At 72.0% G+C, this 26,763-nt stretch carries 16 protein-coding genes; 8 read left to right on the plus strand and 8 right to left on the minus strand.

Annotated elements, in window-relative coordinates:
- Window positions 1–140: 140 nt before the first annotated feature.
- Window positions 141–356 (minus strand): DUF4177 domain-containing protein, encoded by a 216-nt coding sequence (locus tag FNV62_RS48545; RefSeq protein ID WP_143629785.1) that lies wholly within the window; start codon window positions 354–356, stop codon window positions 141–143.
- A gap of 165 nt (window positions 357–521) precedes the next feature.
- On the opposite strand from FNV62_RS48545, the gene FNV62_RS48550 reads away from it, so the two are divergent.
- Window positions 522–2,036 carry an aminotransferase class V-fold PLP-dependent enzyme gene (locus FNV62_RS48550; protein WP_144316236.1) on the plus strand — a complete coding sequence of 505 codons (1,515 nt, stop codon included), beginning with the start codon at window positions 522–524 and terminating at the stop codon, window positions 2,034–2,036.
- Window positions 2,037–2,061: 25 nt separating this feature from the next.
- Here FNV62_RS48550 and FNV62_RS48555 read toward each other — a convergent pair whose 3' ends face one another.
- On the minus strand, window positions 2,062–3,768 hold the full coding sequence (locus FNV62_RS48555; RefSeq protein WP_143629787.1) for an ATP-binding cassette domain-containing protein: 1,707 nt from the start codon (window positions 3,766–3,768) through the stop codon (window positions 2,062–2,064).
- 81 nt (window positions 3,769–3,849) lie between these two features.
- Window positions 3,850–5,628, minus strand: coding sequence for an acyltransferase (locus FNV62_RS48560; RefSeq protein ID WP_143629788.1), 1,779 nt, complete (start codon window positions 5,626–5,628; stop codon window positions 3,850–3,852).
- Between the two features lie 404 nt (window positions 5,629–6,032).
- Between FNV62_RS48560 and FNV62_RS48565 the strand changes: the two genes are divergently transcribed.
- The 5 genes from FNV62_RS48565 to FNV62_RS48585 all read left to right on the plus strand — a co-directional run bounded on the left by FNV62_RS48565 (window position 6,033) and on the right by FNV62_RS48585 (window position 11,669).
- Window positions 6,033–6,806: a hypothetical protein gene (locus tag FNV62_RS48565; protein WP_143629789.1), complete on the plus strand. Its 774-nt coding sequence runs from the start codon at window positions 6,033–6,035 to the stop codon at window positions 6,804–6,806.
- A 347-nt stretch (window positions 6,807–7,153) separates the two neighbouring features.
- Window positions 7,154–7,708, plus strand: a complete 555-nt coding sequence (locus FNV62_RS48570) for a toxin-antitoxin system, toxin component (protein ID WP_225900662.1) — start codon at window positions 7,154–7,156, stop codon at window positions 7,706–7,708.
- A gap of 3 nt (window positions 7,709–7,711) precedes the next feature.
- Window positions 7,712–8,905, plus strand: a complete 1,194-nt coding sequence (locus FNV62_RS48575) for an MAB_1171c family putative transporter (RefSeq protein ID WP_186003175.1) — start codon at window positions 7,712–7,714, stop codon at window positions 8,903–8,905.
- Window positions 8,906–9,029: 124 nt separating this feature from the next.
- Window positions 9,030–10,235, plus strand: a complete 1,206-nt coding sequence (locus FNV62_RS48580) for a DUF6545 domain-containing protein (protein WP_143629790.1) — start codon at window positions 9,030–9,032, stop codon at window positions 10,233–10,235.
- Between the two features lie 36 nt (window positions 10,236–10,271).
- Complete coding sequence (locus FNV62_RS48585; protein WP_143629791.1) at window positions 10,272–11,669, plus strand: FAD-dependent oxidoreductase; 1,398 nt, start codon at window positions 10,272–10,274, stop codon at window positions 11,667–11,669.
- A 60-nt stretch (window positions 11,670–11,729) separates the two neighbouring features.
- Here the strand turns inward: FNV62_RS48585 and FNV62_RS48590 are convergent, their stop codons facing one another.
- The 4 genes from FNV62_RS48590 to FNV62_RS48605 all read right to left on the minus strand — a co-directional run bounded on the left by FNV62_RS48590 (window position 11,730) and on the right by FNV62_RS48605 (window position 22,450).
- Window positions 11,730–12,836 carry a M23 family metallopeptidase gene (locus tag FNV62_RS48590; RefSeq protein WP_225900663.1) on the minus strand — a complete coding sequence of 369 codons (1,107 nt, stop codon included), beginning with the start codon at window positions 12,834–12,836 and terminating at the stop codon, window positions 11,730–11,732.
- A 104-nt stretch (window positions 12,837–12,940) separates the two neighbouring features.
- Complete coding sequence (locus FNV62_RS48595; protein ID WP_144316237.1) at window positions 12,941–20,911, minus strand: type I polyketide synthase; 7,971 nt, start codon at window positions 20,909–20,911, stop codon at window positions 12,941–12,943.
- 148 nt (window positions 20,912–21,059) lie between these two features.
- Entirely contained in the window at window positions 21,060–21,557 is a 498-nt protein-coding gene (locus FNV62_RS48600) for a YbaK/EbsC family protein (protein WP_143604440.1), read from the minus strand.
- Window positions 21,527–22,450, minus strand: coding sequence for a DMT family transporter (locus tag FNV62_RS48605; protein WP_097288083.1), 924 nt, complete (start codon window positions 22,448–22,450; stop codon window positions 21,527–21,529). Before FNV62_RS48605 ends, FNV62_RS48600 begins: the two co-directional genes overlap by 31 nt.
- An 80-nt stretch (window positions 22,451–22,530) precedes the next feature.
- Between FNV62_RS48605 and FNV62_RS48610 the strand changes: the two genes are divergently transcribed.
- On the plus strand, window positions 22,531–23,451 hold the full coding sequence (locus FNV62_RS48610) for a LysR family transcriptional regulator (protein ID WP_143604441.1): 921 nt from the start codon (window positions 22,531–22,533) through the stop codon (window positions 23,449–23,451).
- Window positions 23,452–23,658: 207 nt separating this feature from the next.
- Entirely contained in the window at window positions 23,659–26,049 is a 2,391-nt protein-coding gene (locus FNV62_RS48615; protein WP_143629793.1) for an ATP-binding cassette domain-containing protein, read from the plus strand.
- 31 nt (window positions 26,050–26,080) lie between these two features.
- Here FNV62_RS48615 and FNV62_RS48620 read toward each other — a convergent pair whose 3' ends face one another.
- Window positions 26,081–26,449 (minus strand): VOC family protein, encoded by a 369-nt coding sequence (locus FNV62_RS48620; protein ID WP_143604443.1) that lies wholly within the window; start codon window positions 26,447–26,449, stop codon window positions 26,081–26,083.
- Window positions 26,450–26,763: the final 314 nt, after the last annotated feature.

Consider the following 26,763-nt stretch of genomic DNA (forward strand, 5'->3'; position numbering starts at 1 on the left):
CCCAGCCCGGGGAGGCCTTCCGCACCGGAAGGCCTCCGACGGCTCAGGAGTACCCGCGGATCCGCTCTCTCATCAGCTCCAGCATCCCCCGCCGAGGCCGCCTACGCACCATACAAGGACATAAACGGGCATAAATGGATTTACGCCAGAGGGCGCTCGAAGGTCAGGAGCAGCCCCTCCACCGCGCCGGGGCCTATGCGGCCCTTGACATCGGCGGACGTGATCGCCTTGAGCGCCCAGCCGTCCCCGGCGTGCTTGTTCAGAACCTTCTCCAGCTTGTCGCTGTCCAGCGCGTCGCCGATGAGCGACTCCCGGAAGGTGACGACCTTGTACTCGTACGTGTAAGCGTTGCTCATGACTGCGGGGTTCTCCTGCGGTTCGAACGGTATGGCCGCGCCCACCCAATCACTGTTCGATGCCGCGGCACAGGGGAGAGGCCGGTCCGTACGGATACCTTTGGTGAAGCTTCATGGAGGGTCGGTCAGGGGGACGGGGAAGGACCGGCCGGGCGGAGGGAACTCATGGACACAGCACCGGGCAACGGTCACATACGCGCGACCGAGAAGCCTGCCGGAGGCACTGCCGCCGACGCAGGGGGCGCGGACGCCTTCGCCGGGCTGCGGGCGCGCGACTTCGGCTATCTCGACGAGGGCGGCCACACCTACCTCGACCACACGGGCGCCGGGCTTCCGCCGCGCTCGCTCGTCACGGGGAGTGCCGAACGGATCACCGGCGGGTTATTCGGCAACCCGCACTCCGAGAGCCCGGCCTCCCGCGCCTCGGGAGTGCTGCTCGCGGAGGCCCGCCGCGCGGTGCTCCGGCACTTCGGCGCCGACCCCGCCGAGTACGCCGTGATCTTCACGCCCAACGCCACGGGCGCGCTGCGCCTGGTCGGCGAGGCGTATCCGTTCGCGCGCGGCAGCAGGCTGGTGATGTCGCTGGACAACCACAACTCGGTCAACGGTCTGCGCGAGTACGCGCGGGCCAGAGGAGCCGCGACGGCGTACGTCCCCGTGAGCGGGCCCGGTCTGCGGATCGACGAGGAACAGCTGTGGGGCGCGCTCACCGCGCGCGGACGCGGTCCCGGGCGTCACCCGAGCCGCCTGAGCCGCCTGGGGCGGCGTGGTGGCGGGGGGCCGCGCGGGCTGCTGGCCTACCCGGCCCAGAGCAACTTCACCGGCGTCCAGCATCCGCTGGAGTGGATCGCCCGGGCACAGGAGCAGGGCTACGACGTCCTGCTGGACGCGGCCGCCTTCGTGCCGACTAACCCGCTCGACCTCGGCCGGTTCCACCCGGACTTCACCGTGGTCAGCTGGTACAAGGTCTTCGGCCACCCCACCGGCATCGGCAGTCTGATCGCCCGCCGGGAGGCCCTCGCCAAGCTGCGTCGGCCCTGGTTCTCCGGTGGCACGATCTACGCGGTCAGCGCGCAGGCGCAGTGGCACGTCCTCGCCGACGACGAGGCGGCCTTCGAGGACGGCACGGTGAACTTCCTGTCCGTGCCGGACGTCACCGCCGGGCTGGAGTGGATCGACCGCCTCGGCATGGACCGGGTGCACGCCCACGTCACCGCCCTCACCGACCAACTGCTCACCGGCCTGCGCGCGTTGCGCCACAGCGACGATTCCCCGATGGCCCGCGTGTACGGCCCCTTGGACGCCGGGGCGGCCCGTGGCGGCACGGTCGCGCTCAACCTGTTGGGTGCGGACGGCCGGATCGTCGACGAACGCGTCGTCACCCGTGACAGCGCCGCGCGCGGCATCTCCCTGCGGACCGGCTGCTTCTGCAACCCGGGCGCCGGCGAGGCGGCGTTCGCACTGCCGCTGCGCAGGCTGCGCTCGGCCGCGGGCAGGCAACTCGGCTCGATGGAGGAGTACTTGGACCTGCTGCGGCTGCCTTCGGCGGGTGCCGTCCGCATCTCCCTGGGCGTGTCGTCCCAGCCCAGGGACATCGAGACGTTCGTGACGTTCGTGACCCAGACCTACCGCGACCGGGTGCCGGGGGTGACGGGGCTGGCGGTTCGGGTGGGGTGCTGAGGGTCCGGCGGGGGTCGACAGCCGCTCAGCGACCCGCCCGGCTCCGTACCGCGCCGTCCCGGCACTTGCGCACCAGGACCGCCCACGTCACCGCGAGGAACAGCACCGCGAACCCCGCGAGGATCAACCAGCCGCGGCTCGCCGGATGACCGAACGAGTCCCCGTACGAGTCCAGCAGCGGCGGACCCAGGGGCGACGCGCCCGTGCGCCACAACGACTCCAGGCCGACCCCGCTGCCCAGTGCCTCGAACGCCCACCGGTTGGTCATCGCCCAGCTGATCGCCTCCCCGGCACCGGTCATCCGCGGCACCGGCACGAACGCCCCCGAGAACAGCACCTGCGGGAAGCACAGCAGCGGCAGCATCAGCGTCGCCTGGCCCGGCTCCGTCACCGCGGCCGAGGCCAGCAGCCCCAGCGCGAGGGCCGCCGCCGAGGCCAGCACGCTCGACACGAACAGCGAACCGTACGTGCCCCATCCGGCCGCGGGCAGCCGGTCCAGCGCCCTCAGCACCACCAGCAGCAGTACGTCGGCGACCGCGAGCACCGGCAGCATGGTGGTCAGCTTCGACGCGACGTAGGGACCGATCCGCAGCCCGGCCAGCCATTCCCGGCGCAGTACGGGCAGTTCGGTGCAGATCTGCAGCAGCCCGTACGTCAGGCCGAAGAAGAACGCGCCGAACGCGATCCAGAACATGATCATCGCGGTCGATCCGGGGTCGGGCGCCGCGCGATCGAAGGCGCCCGCCCGGAACAGCACCGCGAACATCGCCACGATCATCACCGGCGAACCGGCGAGGACGGCGACGGAGAGCCGGTTGTGCAGGAGGAGCGCGGTACCGCGACGGGTGAGCAGCGCCCACTGGCGCAGGGCACCGACACGCCGGACGGGAACCGGAGGCGACGGTGTGTCGGCGTTGTGCGCGGCGTCCGGCGGCGCGGCGCGCTCGACGCGTACGCCCTGGGCCACCGCCTCGTACACCTCCTCGACGGTGCCCACCCCGAACGCCCCGCACAGCGGGCCCGGTTCACCGGCGTACGCGACCTCGCCGTCGGGGGAGAGGAACACCACCTGGTCGCCGCGGAGCAGATCGGCGAGCGTGTGCGTGGTGAGGACGACGGTGGTGCCGTCCTCGGCCAGCGCGCGCAAGGTCCGCAGCAGGGCGGCACCGGTCACCGGGTCGAGCCCGGAGGTGGGCTCGTCGAGGAAGAGCACGCGGGGACGGGTGAGCAACTCGGCGGCGATACTGGCCCGTTTGCGCTCCCCGCCGCTCAGCGCGCGCACGGGCGTCGCCGCCCGGGAGGAGAGACCGAGAGCCTCCAGGACCCGGTCCACACCGGCCGCGACGGACTCGGGCGTCGTGCCCGGCGGCATGCGCAGACCCGCCGCGTACACCAGCGTCCGACGCAGCGGCAGCTCGCGGTGGATGATGTCCTCCTGCGGAACGAACCCGAACTCCGGCCCCGGCCGGCCGGGTCGCGTCCCGTCGTGCAGGACCGTCCCCTCCGTCGGCGCGCGCAGCCCGGCGAGCGTCTGCAACAGGATCGTCTTGCCCGCCCCGCTGCTCCCGGCGATCACGGTGAGCCGCCCGGGCGCGACGTCGAGGGACACGTCGTGCAGGACGTTCCCAGCGCCGTGTATGCGCTGCCCGACTGAACGTGCCTGTATGCGCAGGCCGTTGACCGAGGTGGCGAAGGCTTCGGCGGACGAGGACGGCTGTATGGGCGTCGGCATGGGTGCAGCATGCCAGGGGGTGGCGCACCGCGCGGCCCCACCGTACGCGCACGCCCCGCAGGACGCGGCGTTCCGCGCGGACTACCCCGGTGTCGCGAACCCCGGCGACCGGGCCGGCTCCGGGCGATGAACGCCGCGCGGCCGGTACCCGAGCCGGTCCGCCACGCCCACCAGATCCGCGAGCAGCCATACGATCGCGAGCCACATCTCGGTGCCCTGAAGCCCCGGCTCCCGGCCCGGACCCCCACCACCCTCGCCCGCGGGACCGAAACCGAATCCGGCGCCGTCCCGCCACCGCCCCAGCGCCCGCGTCAGCTGCTCCTCGGCCCACGCCCGCACCTCGGCCGCCCGATGCCCACTGCGCCGTCCCGCGAGCCACAGGGGATGGGCCACGTCCAGCACGTTGCAGGCGTTCTCCCGGCCGGCCGCGAACCAGCGCTGATCGCGGCCATGGGCCAGTACGGTGTCCACGACCCGCTCCGCGTACGGCACATCGAACCCGAACTGGGCGTAGGAGCCCCGGGTGAGCCGGTAGTAGCCGTTGACCAGCTGCAACCGGCCCGCGGTGGGCGACCCGGCGGTGCCCCACATCCCCGTCCAGGGGTCCACCCGTGTGGTGAGCCAGCCGAACAGCGCCTCCAGCGCGCCCGGCTCCCCGTCCTCGACGCCGAGCTCCAGATTGCGATGGGCGCCGGTCGCCCAGCAGTCCACCCACGCGCCGGCGGACCAGGTCCGCGTCCGCCACGGCAGTGACTCCAGTCGCGTGATCAGCTGACCTGCCGTCATGCGGCGTACCACGTGCACCGGTTGGGTGAGGCGGGAGCCCAGTAGGTCCAGGGCGTAGCCCACGGCCAGCACGTGGTACTCGGCGGTGCCGTGATCGATCCAGCCGTCGGCTGCCGGGGCGGGAAGCACCCCCGGACCGCCGTCCGGAGCGAACTCGGGCACCAGTCCACTGCCCGGATCCTGAAGGGCGCGCAGCCGCGCGGCGTGTTCGTCGGCGGCCAACTGCTCCGGAGGCGAGCCCAGCAGCAGGTCGGCGATCTCGACGGCGTCGCAGTGTGCTCGAACGGTCGCGGGAGCGCCCGGCCGGTCGGCGTAGCGGCCGGCGTCGGCGTTCCAGCAGCGGGCGAGGAGATCGGCGGCCTGCGCCCGGGCCCGGTCGGCGAACCGGGCGACGGCGTCCCCCAAGTCGCCCGACGGGTCACCCGGGCGGTCGCCCGACAGGTCGTCCGAGAGTCCGCCCGGCAGGTCGCCCGAGATCGCGCGATCCCGTCGTGGTCCACCCTGGGCGCGGCGATCGCGCAGGGGGCGGGCCGGGTTGCCCGCCGCGACCGTCCACGGCGCCAGATCCTTGGTGACGACCGCGCCCGCGCCCACGACGCAGTGGTCGCCGATCGTCACCCCGTCCAGTACGACCACGTGCGAGCCGATCCACACGTCGTCGCCGACGGTGATGCCCTTGGCGGTGAGGGGCTGCCGGTGCACCGGCCGGTCGGGAGCGAAGCCGTGGTTGAAGCCGAGGAGCGAACTGTGCGCGCCGATCCGGACCCCGTCGCCGAGGGTGATCCGGCCCCGGACGGTGGCATACGGGTTGACCGTGCAGTCGTCGCCCGCGGTCACCTCACCGGTCACGTAGGCGTGCCCGGCGATGTAGGAGTCGGTGCCCAGGCGCAGTGTGTCGGTGAAGACCCCGGCGGCCGGCGAGACGTAACAACGCGGCCCGAGGTGCGCGCCTGATTCCGCCAGCCGTCGCTGGTGCGCGTCCTGCGCGGCCCGCTGCCCCGCGGAGGCGCGGCCCACGAAGTCCCAGGGACAGTAGTCGAAGTAGGCGTTATCGAGAGCGGTTTGCGCGTCCATCGCACGGGAGTCTAGAGAGCGCTTGCTGTCCGGGCAACGCCCGTCGATGCCGCCACCGCGCGCTGCGGCTCCCCCGTGCGCTGCGGCTCCTTCGCGCGACGCGGCCGACGTCGGTGGGAATCGGCCCGGGCTGCGACCGCACACCCCGTGATGGCGCACCGCCGCAGCCCGGAACACTCCGTGGGACCCGCGTCCGAGCGCACGCGGGCTCCCCCATCCCCGCAGCGTGACGACCGGTCCGCACGTCGTGTCGTGATCCTGCAATCCCCGGTCATTCGTGTCAACTGTTCTAGCCGAGTAAGGCTATTGGAGTATCTTCCGCTCTGGCTGGCCGAGCCCGGCAGCGGCTAAAGTCTCCGAAGTCAACGTGCAGTTCCCCCCGTCCGACACCAGGAGACCTGCCGGTGAGAGAAACGCGCCCAGCGCTCGCCGAGACCCTCAGCCGTATCGGCTCCCTCATCGGGGACGGGCGAAGCCGCGACGACGTGCTCGACGTGGAGCAGCTCTCGAACGAAAGCGGTGTCCCGCGAGACGTCGTCCGGATGCTCCTGGACGGCGAGGAGCCACCCGCCGAGGACATCACCGACCGGATCGTCCGCCGCATCGTCCACCTGCGCGAGACACGCCTGCGCCCCGACGGGACCCGTCACTCCTACGACGAGATCGCCGCCTCCTACGGGGCCTCCCGGGCGTCCCTGTCGAACCTGGTCAACAGCCGCCGGAAGACGCCCTCGCCACAGATGCCTTCGCGGCAGGCGCTCTCGCGGCAAGGGCTCTCGGAGCAGGTGCCTTCGGAGCAGGTGCTCTCGGAACAGGTGCCTTCGCAACAGACGGGGGAGCGACGCCCGGCACGCTCCGGTGGCCCGTTGGCATCCACCCAGGCCGGCATCGAGACGTTCTTCTTCGGCCAGCCCAACGGCTGGCTCTCCGCCGAACCGCAGACCTCTCTCGACAACGCCCTCCAGTCCGTCCTGCACGGCCTGGAAAGAGAGGCAGCCGATCCGATGGCTCGGCTGCGCGGTACGCACGGACTGAGGGAGCTGGCCGCCCGCGCTCCGCAATTGGCCGAAGAAGAGCTTCAGTTGGTCACTGACTGGATCGACACCATCCTGCAGCGCAGAAACGCTCAGCGGGTACGGGGTTCGGGGTCGGACAGTTCGCACACCGAAGGGCACTGATCATGGGGGCACCTGGTCGTACGCAGGCGCGTCGCCGCCCGGGGCGGGAAGCCCACGCCGCGCCGTCCGCCGGGCGCAGGTACCGGCGGGCGTCCTGCGCGCGGGCCGGAGCGTGTCCGGAACGCATCGGATGCGCCAGGCCCGGATGTGCGCGTATCCGGTTTGATCGGTATTTGATCCCCCTCAGCTTGCTGCACACCGCAGAGCCTGGCGTGGCCGACAAGGCACCTTGTTTGGCATATTGACAGGCCGAGTTGGGCGTATTTTCGGCCGGGTGGGTGCAGGCAGGGTGGGATCGGCGGGCGTCGTGCGACGGTGCCCCATGCTGAAGTTCGCGGGGGAGAGCGGTGCGCACAGGCAGAGCCAAGGAGATGCGGAACCTGATCGGCCTGTTGGCCGACGGCGTGAGCCTGCCCGTACCCGCCGCTCCTGACGCGCTGTTCGACGCGCTCATCGCCGTGGTCGCCGACATCAGGGGCCGTGAGGTCGTCCTCCTCAAAGAGGAGTTCCCGCACCGTACCGCCACGGGACTGTGGCTCGACATGCCGGACCACGACATCGTCCTCGTCGACAGGCGGGCGGCGCCCGTCCACCAACTGGCCATCCTCTGCCACGAGATCTGGCACATGATCAAGGGCGATTGCGGACACCACGCCGCCGGCGTCCCCGTCGCCGCACGCCTGCTGAGCGACCGGGCCGATGTGCAGCGGACGGTGCGGGCCGTGGCCGCGCGAACCGAGTTCCACGAACGGTCGGAGCAGGAAGCCGAGACCTTCGCCCTGCGGGCGGTGACGCATTTTCGGATCTGGCTGGAAGGGGAACCGGGCAGCCTTGCCACGGACCGGTCCCAGATCGCCGGCCGGATCGGCGCCTCACTGGGACACCGCCGGTCCCAGGTCTGAGCCGTGAACGCCTCGCGCTACTACATACCCGCGCTGGCCCTGTGGGCCGGCCTCGGAGTGAAACTGCCGGACCTGATCCGAACCTGGCGCGACCCTCTGGTCCGTTCGGTGTGCTGGGTGATCTTCCTCGGAGGTGCCGGATTCCTCTTCGCCGCCCCGCCCACGGTCGCCGCCGTGAACAGAGCGAGCGGCATCCCGAACCTCGCGGCCCCGCTGGACTACGTCATCGTCAGCGCCTACAGCGCCGCCTGCCTGCTGCTGATCCTTCACTGGCGCGGCGGGCCGGCCGACCACGTACGCCGCCTCGCCCGGCGCTGGCAGATCGGCTACAGCGTACTGATCACCTTGATCATCGTCCTCTTCGTGGCCGGGGACGCCCCCGTCGAGCGCCGTACGGATCTCGACACCTACTACGCCACCACGCCCTGGATCGGGCTGATGATCGCGCTGTACCTGCTCGGTCACATCACCGCGGCGGTGGCCACCACGGCGCTGTGCCGGCGCCGGGCGCTGGAGGTGCGGGGATGGCTGCGGGCCGGGCTGTGGCTCCTCGTGGCCGGGTGGCTGCTGAACCTGTCCTTCAGCACCCTGAAGCTGACCGCGGTGGCGGCGCGGTGGGCCGGCGGGGACTGGGACGTGCTGAGCACCAGCCTGGCGCCCGGCATGGCGAGCCTGGCCGCCACCGTCGCCACCGTCGGCTTCACGGTGCCGCTGTTCGGGCCGCGGCTGGGCCTGCTCTGGCGCACCGTGGTGACCTGGCGGCGGCTCGGTCCGCTGTGGCACGAACTCGGCGGCGTCTCCCCCGGGAGTCCGCTCGCCGCTCCGATCCCCTGGTATTCCTCGTACGCCGTGCGGCTCACCCGGCGCGAGGCCGGCATCCAGGACGGGCTGAACCTTCTTCGCCCGCATCTCGACGACCGGATCCGGGCCCGGGCGCAGTCAGCGGCCCGGTCCGCGGGACACGGCGACGAGGACGCCTCCCGCATCGGCCTCGCCGCGATGATCGTCGCCGCCGTTCGGGTCCACCCCGACGGCGCGCCTGCCGAAACGGCCGTACTCGACCACTCCGCGGCCCTGACGGCGCGCGCCACCTTGATGGGCGTGGCGCATGCGTTGCGTACGTCCCCCATGGTCGCGGCGGCCCGCGCGGACGCCGTGGCCGCTGCGGCCCCCGCTGACGAAAGAACCCCGTCATGAGCCCGCACGGCGTGCCCCCGCGCAGGCCCGTCCCGCCACCGGACACGTCACGGCGGGCCACGGCGCCCTTTCCGCAGTCCGATCGACCGGTCCCACGTACATCCCCGGAAGGCAGGCAGGCCCAGTGGACAGCGGCATCGTCTTCTACATACCCGGCGCTCTTCTTCTGGTCGCCGCGGGACTGAAGCTGTCGGCGGGCACGGGCCTGTGGCGGGATTCCCTCGTCGCGCCGAGCAACGCGATCCTGCTGGTCGGCTCCGCCGTGTGCGTTCTGTCCGCCCCGCCCACGATCCGGTACGTCAATGACGCGACCGGCGTCGCGAACTTCAGCGCCCCGCTGGTGTACGCCGGCATGACGGCGCTCAGCGCGAGCTACCTCGTCCTCATGATCCGGTGGAAGGGCGGACCCCCTGAGACGCAACAGCGCGCCGCCCGGCTCGTACTGAGCGTCTACGCACTGGTCATCGCGGGAATCTGGGTCCTGTTCGGCCTGGCCGAGGTCCCCGTGGAACGGACCCGGGACCTGGACACGTACTACGCCAACACGCCCTGCATGCGGGAAATGATCGTGCTGTACATGGTCGCGCACACGGCCGCCACCGTCGCTCTCGCCGTCATGAGCGTGAGCTGGCTGCGAGAGGTGCGCGGCGTGACCCGCGTCGGTCTGATCCTGCTCGTCGTCGGCCTGACGTTCGACGCGGGCTACCAGATCGCCAAGTACACGGCCATGGCCGCCCGCTGGAACGGCGTGGACTGGGATTTCCTCTCCACCGACGTGTCCCCACCGCTCGTCATGCTCGCCGGCGTCACCACCGCCGCCGGCTTCGCCGTCCCCCGGGTGGGGCCGCCGGCGGTCGACAATCTGCGCGCGTGGAAGCGCTACCGGCTCCTGAAGCCCCTCTGGGCGGAGTTGCGGACGCTGCGCGCGCCGACCGAGGGGATCATCCGCTGGTGGGATCCGCCGGTCGTGCGCCTGGCGCGCCAGGAGATCGCCATCTGGGACGGCGTTCTGGTCTGCTCGCCCTATCTCGACGACCACGTGCGCACGACCGCGTACGCCGAGGCCGCGGCGTCACTCGCCGCCGACGGCACCCGCGGAGTCCGATCACCGCACCAGGCCGCGGTGGTGGCCGAGGCGGCCATGCTGGCCGCGGCCCGTGTACAGGTCCTGCGCGACGGCCGCGCGGAGGTACCGGCGAGAGCGGGAACCCTGGAGTCCATTTCCCAACCGCAACGGATGGTTCCGCTGTCACGCGCGCTGTCCTCATCCCCGATCGTCGCCCGAGCACGACGGCAGGCCGCCGCCCGTACGGCCGCCGGCCGTGACTGAGACTCCCGCTCCCCGCAACAGAAAAGAGTGCACCCTATGTCGTCGTCTGCCAGAACTGCCTCCCGCCGTACCGCGGTGGTCATCGGAGGGGGTATGACGGGCATGCTCGCCGCGGCCGTGCTCGCCGACTTCGCAGACGTGCGGATCATCGAACGCGATGTGCTGCCCGACGGCCCACACCCCCGCAAGGGACTGCCGCAGGCCCGCCATGCCCACGTGCTCTGGTCCGGCGGCGTGAAAGCCCTCGACGACCTCCTGCCCGGCATCGTCGACCAACTCGTCGACCAAGGCGCCCACACACCGCGCATCATGACCGACCTGGTGTCCAAAGCCCCCTCGGGGCAGTGGTTCCGCAGATTCACCCACGCCCGCCACACCAACCTCCTGTGCAGCCGTGACCTCCTCGACGCGGTGATCCGCACCAGGGTTCTGCGGGACCACCGCGTCTCCCTCCTCCAGCAGACCGAACTGCTCGGCCTGCTGGGCGACGGGGACCGGGTGACCGGTGTCCGTGTACGCGCGGAGGAGTCCGAAACATCCATTCCTGCCGACGTGGTGATCGACGCGAGCGGTCGCGCCAGCCGCGCCCCCGTCTGGCTGCGGGAACTCGGACTTCCTCCGGTGCAGGAGCGCACGGTCGACGCCGGTATCGGCTACGCCAGCAGGATCTACCGCGCACCCGGCAGCGCGGCGGACGGTTTTCCCATCGTCAACGTCCAGGCCGATCCCCGCCGGATCCCCGGCCGCGGGGGCATCATCGCCCCCATAGAGGGCGGCCGATGGCTCGTGACGCTCTCCGGATCCCGCGGCGGGCAACCCAGCAGCGACAACGACGAGTTCATGCCCTTCGCCCTGAGCCTGCCCCACCCCGTCATCGGCGAACTGCTGGCGAACGCCAAACCCGAGAGCGATGTCGTCACCACCCGCAGCACCGCCAACAAGCGGCGGTACTACGAGAAGGCCGCCCGCTGGCCCGACGGCTTCACCGTGCTGGGAGACGCCGTCGCAGGCTACAACCCCGTCTACGGCCACGGGCTGAGCGCCGCCGCGCAGAGTGTGATCGCCCTGCGCCGCGTCCTGCGGCAACAGGACCTCGGCGCACCCGGTACCGCCCGGCGCGTCCAGAAGGCCGCGGCCCGGCCGGTCGAGAACGCCTGGAGCCTGGCCGTGGGCCAGGACGTGTTCTACCCGGACGCCAGCGACCAGCCGCCCACCCGGCTCGAACGAACCCTCGCCGCCTTCGTCGACAAGGCCGTCGACGCCGGCTCGCGCAACCCCTACGCCCTACGCATCCTCCTGGACGTGATGAGCATGGAGAAGCCGCCCGCCCGACTGCTCATGCCCGACATGCTCGCGCTGGTATTCCTCGGCCGGAAGACGCCGCCCCTGGAAGGTCCGCCGCTGGCACAGCACGAGCGCGATGCCACTTTGTGAGGTGTCGGCCGATCCCTGCGCGGGTTCGCCCGCGCAGGTGCCGACCAGCCCAGGTGGCCGTCAGGAACCGGCGGCGAGCCACGGCATCGGGTCGGTGTACGTTCCGTCGACGAGTACCTCGAAGTGGAGGTGTGGGCCGGTCGACAGGCCGGTCGAGCCGACGAAACCGATGACCGTTCCGGCGTCGACGCTCTGGCCCGAGGTGACCTGAAGGGCCGACAGATGGTTGTACGTCGTCTCCAGCCGTTTCCCGCCGATGGTGCCGTGATCGATCACGATGCGGTTGCCGTAGGCCTTGGTCATCGCCGCGAACACGACCTGTCCCTGCCGTGCGGCGGAGACCGGGGCCCCCTGGGGCGCCGCGAAGTCGACGCCCGTGTGCAGCTTGGTCACACCGGTGAGCGGGTGCTGGCGTATGCCGAAGGGTGAGGTGACCACGAGCGAGGTGAGCGGCGGCGCCAGCACCGCGCTCGCCGCCCCGCTGCCGGAACTCCCGCTCTCCACCCGGTCGTACGTCTTGTAGCGCGGGAACAGCGCCTTGACCGCGGTGACGTAGGTCCGTGCCTTCGTGGGGACGTGCCCCGCCCGGGTCACCTCGTCCGTGCCCACCGTGTAGGCGGCGAGGGTGAGGTCTAGGGGCTCTCCGGTGACCGTGCCATGGGTTTTGAGACGGGTGACCTTCTTGGCGAGAGCGCAGTCCTCGCGGGCGAGCGCCACGATGGCGTCCACCGGGTCGCGGGGCGAGGACCGTTTGTTGCCGTCCTCGTCCTTGCCCCAGGTCCGCCACTGCGCGTCGGTGAACCCGGCGATCCCCGTCTCGCCCGAGAGCGTGGCGAAGTCGGTGTCCCAGCTGGAACGTTGTTCGATCTGCGCCGCGAGGACGGACGGCTTCAGGACCGTGCACGTCTTGGCCGCCGCACGCAGCCAAGGGACGTAGGCGTCCTCGACGTGCTCGGCGACCGCGCCGTCCGCGACCACCGCGCTGTTCGTACTCGGGGCCGGCGACAGAAGAGTGGTCAACCGGCCCGTCGCCGTCATGAACACGGCGAACCCCACCACGGCGGTCAGCCCCGGCAGGATCAGCAGCGTGAACGGGCCGGGGCGGCGTCTGCGCCGGGTGGGCGAAGCCCCGGGCTCGGATGGTGACTCGGGGGTCCTGATACTCACCAGGGGACGCTAGCGTTTCGTCCGCCGGACTTCAGGAGGAGCAGAGGCAAGGTCACGTGCCCGTTCGGGCACACCGCGGCGGGCGACGAGACCCGCCGCGGCGCTCATGCGGTCCTTCCTCGGCCCGGAGCGAGCGCGTCGATCCACTCGCGCACGGCCCGGGCCGTCGTCCGGGCGTTCTCCTCCAGCACACCGAGATGGCTGCCGGGAGCGTCCACCGCGTCGTGGGGGAGCGGCCAGGACGACCGCCACCGTTCCGGCATGTCCGGCAGTGGCTCGCAGGCGCGCACCAACAGGGTGGGAACCCGCATGGGTTGAGGGTCCCAGCCGCGGAACATACGGGTGTACGCGCCCAGCGCCAGCAAGGTCAGGTCGTCCACCGCGCTGTCGAACCGCTCGCCGACGGCCGCCGGGATCCGGGCGGGCATCGCCAGCAGCCAGGGCTCGGCTTCCCGGTCGGGGGTGACGTGGTACGAGTCCACCAGCACGAGTCCGGCCGGGGGTGCGCCGTCGGCTGCCAGCCGGGCGGTGACCGCGTGGGCGGCCGAACCGCCCATGGAGTGGCCCACGACGACGTAGGGGCGATCGCCGAGCTGCCGCCGGACGGTCGCGGCGTGCAGTTCGGCCAGCGTCTCCAGGTCCCGCGCCACGGCGACTCCGGTGTCGACGCCGGGGTGGCGCAGTTCGAAGACGTCCCGCTCGCCGTCGAAGGGGCCGGCGAGCCCCGCGTACCAGGGCCGACCGAGGTTGGTGGCGAAGCCGGGAACGCAGACGAGTGCCGGACCGTCCGCCCCCGAGGCCAGTCGCAGCGGCGGTATCGCGTGTCGGGCGCCCTCGTCGTGGCCGAAGGTGGGTGCGGCGAGGGACGCGCTCACGAGGAGGTGCATCGCGGAGACGACGTCGCCCGTTTCGCAAACCTGCCGATAGAGGGTCGGCAGCGACCTGCCGGTTTCGCGCCGGCGCTCAACCGTCGGGATGTCGGGGCGGGTCGGTTCATGACGCGGATCGCCCTCCGGTGGCACGGCGGCAGCGGCCTCGTCGGCCAGGGCGCCGCTCAGCTCGGCGTACAGGTGCTCCGCGAGCTGCTCCGCGCTCGGCCAGTCGTACGCGACGGTGGCCGCCAGCGGGATCCCGGCGAGCAGGCTCAGCCGGTTGCGCAGCAGGACGCTCATCAGCGAGTCGAGACCCAGCTCCGGGAAGTCCCGGTCGACGGCCTCGACCTGCGCATGACCGAGCACCGTGGCGACCTCGGCGCGGACCAGTTCCACCAGGGCGGGCGCCCGCTCGGACGGCGGCAGTGCCGCGAGACGCTCCCGCCAGGCCCCGGCGACGCCGTCCGGCTCCGTCACTTCGCCCGCCACCCCGTTCGCCCCCGCGGGTGAGGCCGTCGGCCGGGCAGGGCGCAGCAGCCCCCGCAGCGGCGGCGGAACGGGTGTCCCGGCGGGCAGCGCTGCCGGCGAGCGGTCCAGCGGCAGCGGTGCGAGGACCGGCTCCCGGCCGCCGAGTGCGGCGTCGAACAGTGCCAGCGCCTGCTCCGGGGAGACCGCGCGCACGGCCCCACCGTGCACCCGGCCCGCGCGCGCCGCCATCCCGTCGTCGTCGGCCCAAGGACCCCAGGCCAGGGACAGCGCGGGGAGGCCGAGGGCGGTGCGGTGACGGGCGAGTGCGTCCAGGAAGGAGTTCGCCGCCGCGTAGTTGGCCTGGCCGGGATTGCCCAGCAGTCCGGCGGCCGAGGAGAACAGGACGAACTGCGACAGCGGCAGATCCTTCGTGAGCTCGTGCAGATGCCAGGCCGCGTCGGCCTTCGGCCGCAGTACGGCCGCCAGCCGCTCGGGGGTCATCGCCTCCAGCACGCCGTCGTCCAGGACCCCGGCCGTGTGCACCACGGTGGTGAGATCGGGCCCGAACTCCTTGATGAGGGACGTCAGTTGATCCCGCTCGGTGATGTCGCAGGCCATCAGGTCCACCCGTGCCCCCGCTCCTTCGAGCTCGGAGCGCAGCGCCTGCGCCCCTGGCGCCCGCTCTCCTCGTCGGCTGACGAGCACGAGATGCCGTACGCCGTGCCGATCGACCAGATGCCGGGCCAGCAGCGCGCCCAGGGAGCCGGTGCCGCCGGTGATCAGGACGGTGCCCCGGCCGAGGGAGCCGTCCACCGCCGCCCTGGGAATGGCCGCGAGCCGAGGGACACTCAGCAGGCCGTCTCGGATGGCCAGTTGGGGTTCGCCCGTGCCGAGGGCGGCAGGCAGCAGCCGTAGCGACTCGGGCCGGCCGTCCACATCCACGAGGGTGAGGCGACCGGGGTACTCGGCCTGCGCGGCCCGCAGCAACCCCCAGACCGTCGCGGCGGGCAGGTCCGGCGCCGCATCGGCGGCGCCACGCGTGACCACGGCCAGCCGCCCGGGACCGGCGAGCCGCGCACGCAGCGGATCCAGTGCCCGTACGGTCAGCGCGTGGGCCGCGGCGGCGGGGTCGGTCCCCTCGTCGGCGCGGGCGGACAAGGACACCACGACCACCTCTGGAGCGTCCGCGGCCCCGGAGGCCGTGTCCCGCCGCGGCAGGAACGCGGCCAGCCCCAGGTCGTCGGGTTCCTCCACCGCGAGGGCGGGTCCTTCGCCGACAGCCGGAACGCCGGTCCACCGCAGCCTGTACAGCTCTCCGACCGGAGCGACACCCGCCTTCGGCACCGGTCGGGTCGTCATCGACTCCAGCCGGGCCACGGGCGCACCCGAGGGCGTGGCGAGGTCGAGGCCGACCGTGTCCGGGCCGGTGTTCCTGATGCGTACGCGCAGCGCCGTGGCCCCGGTCGCGTGCAGTGTCAGGCCCTGACAGGCGAACGGAAGCCGGGCCGGTCCGGAGGGCGGCTCGGCAAGCAGTCCCGCGTGCAGGGCGGCGTCCAGCAGCGCCGGGTGGAGGGCGTGACGCCGGGCCTCCGGGAGCGACACCGGGCCGACTTCGGCGAACAACTCCTCGCCTCGCCGCCACAGGGCCGTGACGCCCCGGAACGCCGGCCCGTACGCGAGACCGGTGGCGGCCAGCCGTTCGTAGGCGCCGGTGAGATCCACGGGCGTGGCATCCGGCGGCGGCCACGCGTCGAGCGAGGCCGGGCGCTCCAGGACACCCGCAACCGCCGGTCCGAGCCGACCGGTCGCATGGTGCGTCCAGGCGCCGAGCGCACCGGACTCCTCCGGCCGCGCGTACACGTCCGCCGTGCGCCGTCCGGCGCCGTCCGGCTCTCCCAGCGCCACCTGGACCTGGATCCCCTCGTCGTCGGCGGCGGGGAGGAACAGCGGGGTGAGAAGGGCGAGATCCTCCAGTACGGCGACACCGCACGCGTCACCGGCATGGAGCACCAGGTCGGCGAACGCGGCCCCGGGCACCAGGGTGTGGCCGCCCACGGCATGGTCGCGCAGCCACGGCTGGGCCGCGCCGGACAGCCGGCCACCGCACAGCACACGCTCCGTGCCCGGCACGGTGACCGTCTGGGTGAGCAGCGGATGGCCCGAACCGGCCGGCGCGTCGGTGGCGGGCTCGGACAGCCAGTAGCGCTGCCGCTGGAAGGGATAGGTCGGCAGGTCGACCCGGCGGGCGCCGCTGTCCGCGTACACCCTGCGCCAGTCCACCGGCACACCGTGGACATGGAGTCGACCGAGCGCGTCGAACAGCGTCCGCGGCTCCGGAGCGCCCCGCCGGGCGGCGGCCGTGAACACCGGGTCCTTGCCGCCCTCGGCCAGAGCCGTCGTGGCCTGGGCCGTGAGGTGCGCGTCCGGCCCGATCTCGGTGAACGCGGTCACCCGCCCGTCGTACGCAAGCCAGCGCAGGGCGTCCCCGAACCGCACGGCCTCGCGGGCGTGCCGTACCCAGTACTCGGCCGACCGCAGCTCGTCTCCGGCGGCCGGGAGTCCCGTCAGCCCCGACAGCACCGGAATGCGGGCCTGACCATACGTCAGTCCGCCGACGACACGACCGAATTCGGCGAGCATCGGGTCCATCAGCGGGGAGTGGAAGGCATGGCTGACCCGCAGCCGGACCGTACGGCGCCCGAGCGCGGCGAAGCGCCGGGCGAGCGCGAGGACGGGTTCCTCCGTGCCGGAGACCACGACCGCGCGGGGGCCGTTCACGGCAGCGATCGCGGTCCCGTCGGTCAGCTCGCGGGTCACCTCCACCTCGGTGGCGTCGAGCGCCACCATGGCGCCGCCCGCAGGCAGCTCCCGCATCAACCGACCCCGGGCAGCGACCAGTTCGACGGCGTCCCGCTCCGACAGGATGCCCGCGGCGTGCGCCGCCGCCGCCTCGCCGATCGAGTGTCCGGCCAGGAAGTCCGGCCGTACGCCCCAGGACTCCAGGAGTCGGAAGGCGGACACCTCGAAGGTGAACAGGGCCGCCTGGGCGAAGTCCGTACGATCCAGCAGCTCGCTCGCGGCGGTGTCCCAGAGCACCGAGCGCAACGGGTGTTCCAAGTGCGCGTCGAAGCGGTCGCACAAGGCGTTGAAGCTGTCGGCGAAGACCGGGAAGGCCTCGCACAACTCCCTTCCCATCCCGGAGCGTTGGGCTCCCTGACCGGTGAACAGCAGGGCGGACCGGCCGGCGGAGTCCGCCGGGCGGGACGCGGCGGTCTCCGCCAGGGCGTCCAGGGCGCTCAGCGTCCCCGCGCGGTCGTCGGCGGCGACGGCGGCTCGGTGGGGGAGTGCGGCCCGGGCGGTGGCATGGGTGAACGCCACGTCGACCAGGGCGATTTCGGGCCGCTCCCGCAGTACGGCCGCGGTCCGTGCGGCCTGCGCCCGCAGCGCCGCCGAATTCGCGCCGGAGAGGAGCAGCGGCGGTGTCGCCGCGCCGCGACGGGAGGGTGCCGCGGCGACCGCGCCCGCCTCGGCCTCCTCCAGGATCACGTGCGCGTTGGTCCCGCCGATGCCGAACGCCGACACCGCGGCCCGTCGGGGCCGCCCGGGCGCGGGGAGCCACTCCTCGTCCCGGGTCAGCAGCCGTACGGCGCCCGACGACCAGTCCACCCGTGGTGTCGGCTCGTCGGCGTGCAGCGTGCGCGGGAGCCGTTTGTGGTGCATCGCCAGTACGGTCTTGATGACACCGCCCACCCCGGCCGCCGCCTGGGTGTGCCCGAGATTGGACTTCAACGAGCCCAGCCACAACGGCTGTTGGGCGGTCCGGGCCTGTCCGTACGTGGCCAGCAGAGCCTGCGCCTCGATCGGATCGCCGAGCGCGGTGCCCGTGCCGTGCGCCTCCACCGAGTCCACGTCCGCCGCGGACAGTCCCGCGTCGGCGAGGGCCGCGTGGATCACCCGTTGCTGCGCGGGCCCGTTGGGGGCGGTCAGCCCGTTAGACGCGCCGTCGGAGTTGACGGCCGAGCCGCGCAGCACGGCCAGGACCGGATGACCGTTGCGCCGCGCGTCGGACAGCCGTTCCAGCAGAACCAGCCCCACGCCCTCGCCCCAGGCGGTGCCGTCGGCCGCCGCGGAGAAGGGTTTGCAGCGCCCGTCCGGTGCCAGTCCGCGCAGCCTGCTGAACGCGATGAACGGACCGGGCGAGGCCATGACCGTGACCCCGCCCGCGACGGCCAGCGAGCACTCGCCGTCGCGCAGGGACCGTACGGCCGTGTGCATCGCCACCAGCGACGACGAACACGCGGTGTCCACCGTCACGGCGGGCCCGCGCAGCCCCAGCGTGTAGGCGATCCGGCCGGAGGCGACGCTGCCCGCCGAACCGAGGGCGAGATGCGCCTCCAGTTCGTGTCCGCCGCGCTGCAGGAGGCGGCGCCCGTAGTCGGCGTGCATCACGCCGACGAAGACACCGGTGTCGCTGCCGCGCAGCTCCGACGGGTCGAGGCCCGCCCGTTCCAGCAGCTCCCAGCCGGTCTCCAGCAGCAGCCGTTGCTGCGGATCGGTGGCCAGCGCCTCGCGCGGCGACATGTTGAAGAAGGCCGCGTCGAAGTCGGCCGCCCGGTGCAGGAAGCCGCCCCTGCGGGTGAGGGACGTGCCGGGCCGGTCGGGGTCGGGGTCGTACAGGTCGGCCGTGTTCCAGCCACGGTCGGTGGGGAAGTCCGAGGTCGCGTCGGTGCCGTCCGCGACGAGCCGCCACAGATCCTCAGGGGACTCCACGCCCCCGGGGTAGCGGCACGCCATGGCCACGACGGCGATGGGCTCCCCGGGCTCGACGCGGGGTCCGCCGCCGGACGTGCGCGCGGCGGCGGGCCTGCGGTCGCCGTGCAGCGCGTCGCGCACCAGGACCGCCGCGGCGGCCGGCGTGGGATGGTCGAACACCAGCGTCGCCGGCAGATCGAGACCGGTCGCCGTGCCCAGCCGGTCGCGCAACAGCACGCCGCCGAGCGAGGTGAGTCCCTGTGCCGTGAAGGGCAGTTCGGGATCGAGCGACTGCGCGGGGACGTCGAGCGTGCGGGCGGTCTCGTCGAGTACCAGGTCCAGTACGGCGTCGGACGCGGCCGTCAGCCGCGCACGCAGCGCCGAGGACGCGGCCGCACGTTCGGCGGCGAGCCGCTCCGTCAACTGCTCGGCGAGCGCCGACCGGACGATCTTGCCGGAGGGCGTGCGGGGGATCGCGGGGGTCGGGTAGATCTCGTCCGGCACCTTGAACCCGGACAGCCGCTCCCGGCAGTCGGCGAGCGCCCGCGCCGTGTCGAACCCGTCCGGTCCCGGGACGACGAAGGCGACCGGCACCTCGCCCAGCACGTCGTGCCGGCGGCCGACGACAGCGGCGTCGGCGATGTCGGGACGGGCCAGCAGTACCTGTTCGACCTCGGACGGGTTGATGTTCTCCCCGCCCCGGATGATGAGTTCCTTGACCCGGCCGGTGACATGGAGATGGCCGTTCCCGCCGAGCCGGCCCAGGTCCCCCGTGCGGTACCAACCGTCGGAGAACGCCTTCGCGGTGGCGTCCGGACGGTTGTGATAGCCCGTCATCAGTCCAGGGCCGCGGACCCAGATCTCCCCGTCGGCCCCGTCGGTGACCTCGGCACCGGTGGACGGATCGGTCAGCCGCACCGAGAGCCCCGGCAGCGGAGGCCCGCTGGAGGCGTCGTCACGGGGTCCGTCGAGCCGCTGGACCGCGATCTTCCCGCAGGTCTCCGTGGAGCCGTAGCCGTCGAGCAGGGGAGCGCCGAGGACACGGCCGACCTCCGCCTTCAGCTCAGGGGGACAGGGTGCGCCCCCGGTGACGCACAGGCGCAGTGACGAGGACACCGGGGCCGCCGTCTCCCGCAGCGACTCCAGCAGGAGGCGATAGGTGGCGGGCACCCCGGCCAGAATGGTGAACGGCTCGGCGGCCAGCGCCTGGGCGACGCTCGCACCCGGGGCGAGGAGGCGTGCGCTCGCACCGACCGCGATCACTCCCATCAGGCACAGCGAGTGCGCGAAGGCGTGGAACATGGGCAGGGGCCACAGCAGTCGGTCCTCCGCCCGCAGTCCGTGCGCCGGGACGTAGGCCGCCGCCACCGACCACAGGGCGGCACGCTGGGTGGAGACCACGCCCTTGCTCTCCCCGGTCGTGCCCGAGGTGTAGAGAATCCACGCCGGATCGTCGAGACCGAGGTCGTCCCGGGGCGCCACACCAGGATCCGTCCCGGCCAGGTCCTCGAAGGCGAGCGCGTCGGCGGGCGGGTCCTCGAAGGCGAACGTGTCGGCGGGCAGGTCGCCCGGGCCGACGACGGCCACCCGTAACTCGGGCCGCACGGCGGCCAGTCGGGCGACCCGGGGGGCGAGCGACTCCTCGGTGATCAACAGGACCGCGCCGCTGTCGTCGAGGAAATACCCCAACTCCTCGGCCGACGCACCGGGGTTCAGCAACACGCCGATGGCCCCGGCCCGCAGCACCCCGAGACAGCTCTCCACGAGCTCCACCCGATTGCCCAGATGGATCGCGACCCGCTCCCCGCGCCGCACCCCGAGCCGCGCCAGATGCCCCGCCAGCCAGCCGGTGCGCTCCTCCAACTCCCGGTAGGTGACGGCGCGGCGGCCGTCCACGTAGGCGGTCCTGCCTCCCCGCCGAGCCGAATGCTCCTTCAGCGTGCCGGTCAACACACGCACCAACTCGCCCTGGAACTCGGCCATTTCCCACCCCTACGACTTCGACCGCAGACCACTCGCCGTAACCGTACGTCAGCCGAAGTGCCGTTCAGCGGCGCTGCAACCCGGCGGCGCGTCGGCCGCCGCTGCACACCGTCCCGCCTCCGACCTTCCGGAGGCGGGGCCTTCTTGCTCAGTCCGCGCCGGGACCGGCGATGCGTTCGACACGCGGCTCCGCGAGCCTGGCGTAGTCCGCCCCGGACATGGCCAGCGAACGGTCAAGGCGGGCGGCGTTGAAGTAGAGGCACGGCCGCGCGACGACGTCCGGATCGGCGACGAGTTCGAGTGCGGGGTCGAAGCTGAAGGGCAGAACGGTGCCGGGGACGGCATGGGCCAGTCGCTCCGCCGTGGCGGCGTCGCAGAATCCGACGTAGCGGGCCGCGAACAGCGTGCGGATGGCGTCGAGGTCCACACGCCGGTCCCCGGGAACGACCGCGAGCACGTGGCGAGTGACCCGCCGGTCGATCTTGACCATCAGGACGAGGCACTTCGCGGCTTCGGACACCGGGTGCCCGCGCAGTGCGCTGACCGTCTCGGTGGTGCCTTCCGGTTCGTGGTCGATGAGTTCGTACGCGGTCGCGGTGCTGTCGAGCAGGCTGATCAGACGCTCGTAGGTGCCGTTGTCCGGCATGGGGACTCCTCGATGTGGGTGGTGCGGTGGGTGCGTTCGATGTGCTGTCCCCAGTACGTTCCGGTGACCATGAGCGCGGCGCCGAGGGCGGCGAGGACGGTGAACCCTTCGCCGCCGAGGCAGACGCCGACCACGACCGCCCAGACCGGTTCGGTGCCCAGCAGCAGACTGGCCCGGCTGGCGGAGCTCTTCTGCACCGCCCAGGTCTGGGCGAGGAAGGCGAACACGCTGCAGAACAGGGCGAGATACACGAGCTGACCCCAGACCGCGGCATCGACCCGAGTCAGCGTCGGCAGGGCGCTCGCGGCGGGCACGACGAACAGCGCCGAGCCGACAGCCGTCTGGACGGTCGTGAGCTGCAACGCCCGCACGTCGCGGCCCTTCGTGAGCCGCCCCACGAGTGCGACATGTGCCGCGCGCACCACCGCGGCGGCGAGCATCAGCAGGTCGCCGATCCCGGGGGTGTGGAAGCCGTTGCCGGACATGAGCAGGGCGACGGCCAGCAGACACACACCCGTGGCGGCGAAGAAGCGCGGAGGCAGCCGTCCGTTGTCCGTCGTGCGGTCCAGCAGTGGGGTGAGCACGATGGTGAGGCTGATGATCAGTCCGGCGTTGGCCGCGCTGGTGTGCGCGACACCGTACGTCTCCAGAACCAGGACAGCGGCCTGGGTGATCCCCAGCACAGTCCCGGCTCGTACTTCGTCCCGCGTGCAGCGCTCCTTCCGGCGGGCGGCGACGAGGGCGAGGCAGGCGATCGCGGAGATCGCGTACCGCGCGAACAGCACCACCAGGACGGGCAGGGCATGGGTGGCTGTCTTCGCGGCCAGGTAGCTGGAGCCCCAGACGATGGCGACAAGGAGAAGCACTGCGTCAGTGCGGCGGGTATGGAACACGCCCCTACGCTGCACTGTTCCCACCCTGAAGCCAAGAACGATGTTCTTCAGCGAACCTGAAGCATCACTACACTGAGCAGGTGAATGAGCGACAGTTGCAGATCTTGCGGGAGCTCGGCGAGTCGGGAAGCGTCACCGCCACCGCCGAGGCGCTGTTGATGACGCCCTCGGCGATCTCCCAGCAGTTGCGGCTGCTGCAACGCTCCATCCCGGTCCCTCTCACCGCACGTGACGGCCGACGGCTGGTGCTCACCGATGCCGGGCAAGCCCTGGCCCGTGCCGCGATCGAGGTGGAGACCGCGATGGCCGCGGCACGGCACGCGATCGACGAGTTCGTCGACCAGCCGGACGCGGGCGTGTCGGTGGCGGCCTTCCACAGCGCGGCCTCCGCGTTCTTCCCGCTCCTGCTGCTCGGCCAGGCAGGACCTGGACGCCCGCGGCTCTCGCTCGCCGACGAGGACGTCGCGCAGGACCACTTCCCCGGACTGACCCGGGACTACGACCTCGTACTCGCGCACCGTCTCGACCAGGCGCCGCCGTGGCCGGACACGGTCACCGCCGACACGCTGCTGCGTGAGCCGCTGGACGTGGCTCTGCCGGCCGGGCACCCCCTGACCGCCAAACGACGTCTGACCCCGCGCGACGTCGCGGACCAACCCTGGATCACCGTCCACGACGGGTTCCCGCTGATGGCCACCATCGACGCCATCGCGAGCGCCGCGAACCGACGGCTCGACATCGTCCATCGCATCAACGAATTCTCGGTCGTCGCCGAGGCCGTCGCCGCCGGCGGGGGCCTGGCCCTCATGCCCCGCTGGACCACGCGCCCACACCCCGCACTCGTCCTCAGACCTCTCAGCGGCGTGCACACCCGGCGCCACATCGACGTGCTCCACCGCCCCGAACGCGCCGCGCGAAGGGCCGTACGCACGGTGCTCACCGAACTCCACCGGGCGGCGGCGACGATCCAGCGGCGGGACGGCAGCGCGCTTCCGGCGTGAAAGCGACGCGCGCGACCGGACCGGTCAGGATTCGAGAAGCGCCGGCCGGTGAGCCGCGGCTAGCGTGACGGCCAGGCCGGCAGCGACCGCTGCCACGAACGCTCCGACACGGGAAACGTCAGACGTTACTCTCGGAGCTGGTCGGATCCAGCCAGGCGACGCCGACGGAGTCCGCGCAGGCGGCCCCACTCGACAGATGGAGACACGATGAGCATGGCCCCGAGGACGGACCCGCAGTCGCCTGCGCCGCACGTTGCCGACAGCCACGATCTGATCCGCGTGCACGGCGCGCGCGAGAACAATCTCAAGGACGTCAGCATCGAGATCCCGAAGCGCCGGCTGACGGTGTTCACCGGCGTGTCCGGCTCGGGCAAGAGCTCGCTGGTGTTCGACACGATCGCGGCGGAGTCGCAGCGACTGATCAACGAGACGTACAGCGCCTTCGTGCAGGGCTTCATGCCGACGCTGGCGCGGCCCGAGGTCGACGTCCTCGACGGACTGACCACCGTGATCACCGTCGACCAGCAGCGGCTGGGCGCCGACCCCCGCTCCACGGTCGGCACCGCCACCGACGCCAACGCGATGCTCCGCATCCTCTTCAGCCGGCTCGGCAAGCCGCACATCGGCTCGCCCAAGGCGTTCTCCTTCAACGTGGCCTCGATCAGCGGAGCCGGCGCGGTCACCATGGAGCGCGGCGGACAGACCGTGAAGGAGCGCCGCAGCTTCAGCATCACCGGTGGCATGTGCCCGCGCTGCGAGGGCCGTGGCTCGGTCTCCGACCTCGACCTCACGCAGCTCTACGACGACTCCAAGTCGCTCTCCGAGGGCGCGATCACCGTCCCCGGGTACACGGGGGGCGGCTGGAACTCACGGCTCTACAGCGAGTCGGGCTTCTTCGACCCGGACAAGCCGATCCGGAAGTTCACCAAGAAGGAACTGCACGACTTCCTGCACCGCGAGCCGACCCGGATGAAGATCGCGGGCATCAACATGACCTACGAGGGGCTGATCCCGCGGATCCAGAGGTCCATGCTCGCCAAGGAGCGGGAGGGCATGCAGCCGCACATCCGGGAGTTCGTGGACCGGGCGGTCACCTTCACCACCTGCCCCGAGTGCGACGGCACCCGGCTCAACGAAGGGGCCCGGTCGTCGAAGATCAAGCGGATCAGCATCGCCGACGCCTGCGCGATGCAGATCAGCGACCTGGCCGAGTGGGTCCGCGGTCTCGACGAGCCGTCGGTGGCGCCGCTGCTCACCGCGTTGCAGCAGACCCTCGACTCGTTCGTGGAGATCGGGCTCGGCTACCTCTCGCTCGACCGGCCGGCGGGCACGCTGTCCGGCGGCGAGGCGCAGCGCGTCAAGATGATCCGCCACCTCGGCTCCTCGCTCACCGACGTCACCTACGTCTTCGACGAGCCCACCATCGGCCTGCACCCGCATGACATCCAGCGGATGAACGACCTGCTGCTGCGGCTGCGGGACAAGGGCAACACGGTGCTCGTCGTGGAGCACAAGCCGGAGACGATCGCGATCGCCGACCATGTCGTCGACCTCGGCCCCGGCGCCGGTACGGCGGGCGGCACCGTCTGCTTCGAAGGCACCGTCGAGGGACTGCGGACCGGTGGCACCATCACCGGCCGCCATTTCGACGACCGGGCCGCCGTCAAGGAGGCGGTGCGCAAGCCCACCGGCACGCTGGAGATCCGCGGCGCGAGGACGCACAACCTGCAGGGCGTCGACGTCGACATCCCGCTCGGGGTGCTCGCCGTCGTCACCGGCGTCGCCGGCTCCGGGAAGAGCTCGCTCGTGCACGGCTCGATCCCGGCAGGCGAGGGAGTGGTGTCGGTCGACCAGGCCGCGATCCGCGGCTCCAGGCGCAGCAACCCGGCGACGTACACCGGACTGCTCGATCCGATACGCAAGGCGTTCGCCAAGGTCAACGGCGTGAAGCCGGCCCTGTTCAGCGCCAACTCCGAGGGCGCCTGCCCCACCTGCAACGGCGCCGGCGTCATCTACACCGACCTGGCGATGATGGCGGGCGTCGCGACCACCTGCGAGGAGTGCGAGGGGAAGCGGTTCCAGGCGTCGGTGCTCGAATACCACCTCGGCGGCCGCGACATCAGCGAGGTGCTCGCGATGTCGGTGACCGAGGCGGAGGAGTTCTTCGGCGCCGGCGAGGCGGCGACACCGGCCGCGCACCGGATCCTGACCCGGCTCGCCGACGTCGGCCTCGGCTATCTGACCCTCGGCCAGCCCCTCACCACCCTCTCCGGCGGCGAGCGCCAGCGCCTCAAGTTGGCCACCCACATGGCGGAGAAGGGCGGCGTCTACGTCCTCGACGAGCCCACCGCCGGCCTCCACCTCGCCGACGTCGAGCAGCTGCTCGGCCTGCTCGACCGGCTCGTCGACGCCGGCAAGTCGGTCATCGTCGTCGAGCACCACCAGGCGGTCATGGCGCACGCCGACTGGATCATCGACCTCGGCCCCGGCGCCGGCCACGACGGCGGCCGCCTCGTCTTCGAGGGCACCCCCGCCGACCTCGTCGCATCCCGCTCCACCCTCACCGGCAAGCACCTCGCAACCTACGTCGGTGGCTGACAGGGGTCCTTGCTCGACGGCGCTTTTGACGTCAGCCCCTGATCAGACAGAAGGGATGGCCGGCCGGATCAGTGAAGACCCGCCATCTGTCTCCCCCCGGTTGGTACTCCGGTTTGGCCGCGCCCAACCGCAACAGCAGGGCCTCCGCCTCGTCGAGGTCATCGACCGCGAAGTCGAGGTGGCTCTGCTGGGGCGCGGCCTGGTCCGGCCAACGCGGAGCCTGGTAGTCGTCGACGCGTTGAAAACCGATCGCTAGCCCGTCCTCGCGGGTGACGCCGGCGAAGTCACCGTTGGATTTGGGGTGAAGCTCAAGCCCGGTGGCTTGGTGATAGAACGCGGCCAGTGTCTCTGGATCGGCGCAGTCGAGCGTGATCGCCGTGAGCTTCATCTGCGGGGGCATGGCAACTCCCTAACGCGCGTCATGCTGTGAGTCCGAACTCGTCCGGCGTCACACCGTAGGGATCAACTCCCCACTCCGCGAACTGATTTACGTCGACACCGAGCCGGGGTCGAGAGTGGGAGCCGACGATGGGCAGCGGTCCATGCCGCGACGCTGCGGGCCGCCCCTGACGGCCCGCGTCGATCACCTCTTCACGGAACGCATTTCGGTGCCGCCGGTCCCGTTCGAACCCGCACCGGCGGGTGGCCCTGCATGGGTTCGCCCGGCGGCGGCACTACGGTGGTCGGCGTAAGGGTGTCATCACATGACGGCCG

Source organism: Streptomyces sp. RLB3-17, from assembly GCF_007113425.2.
Lineage (GTDB): Bacteria > Actinomycetota > Actinomycetes > Streptomycetales > Streptomycetaceae > Streptomyces > Streptomyces mirabilis_D.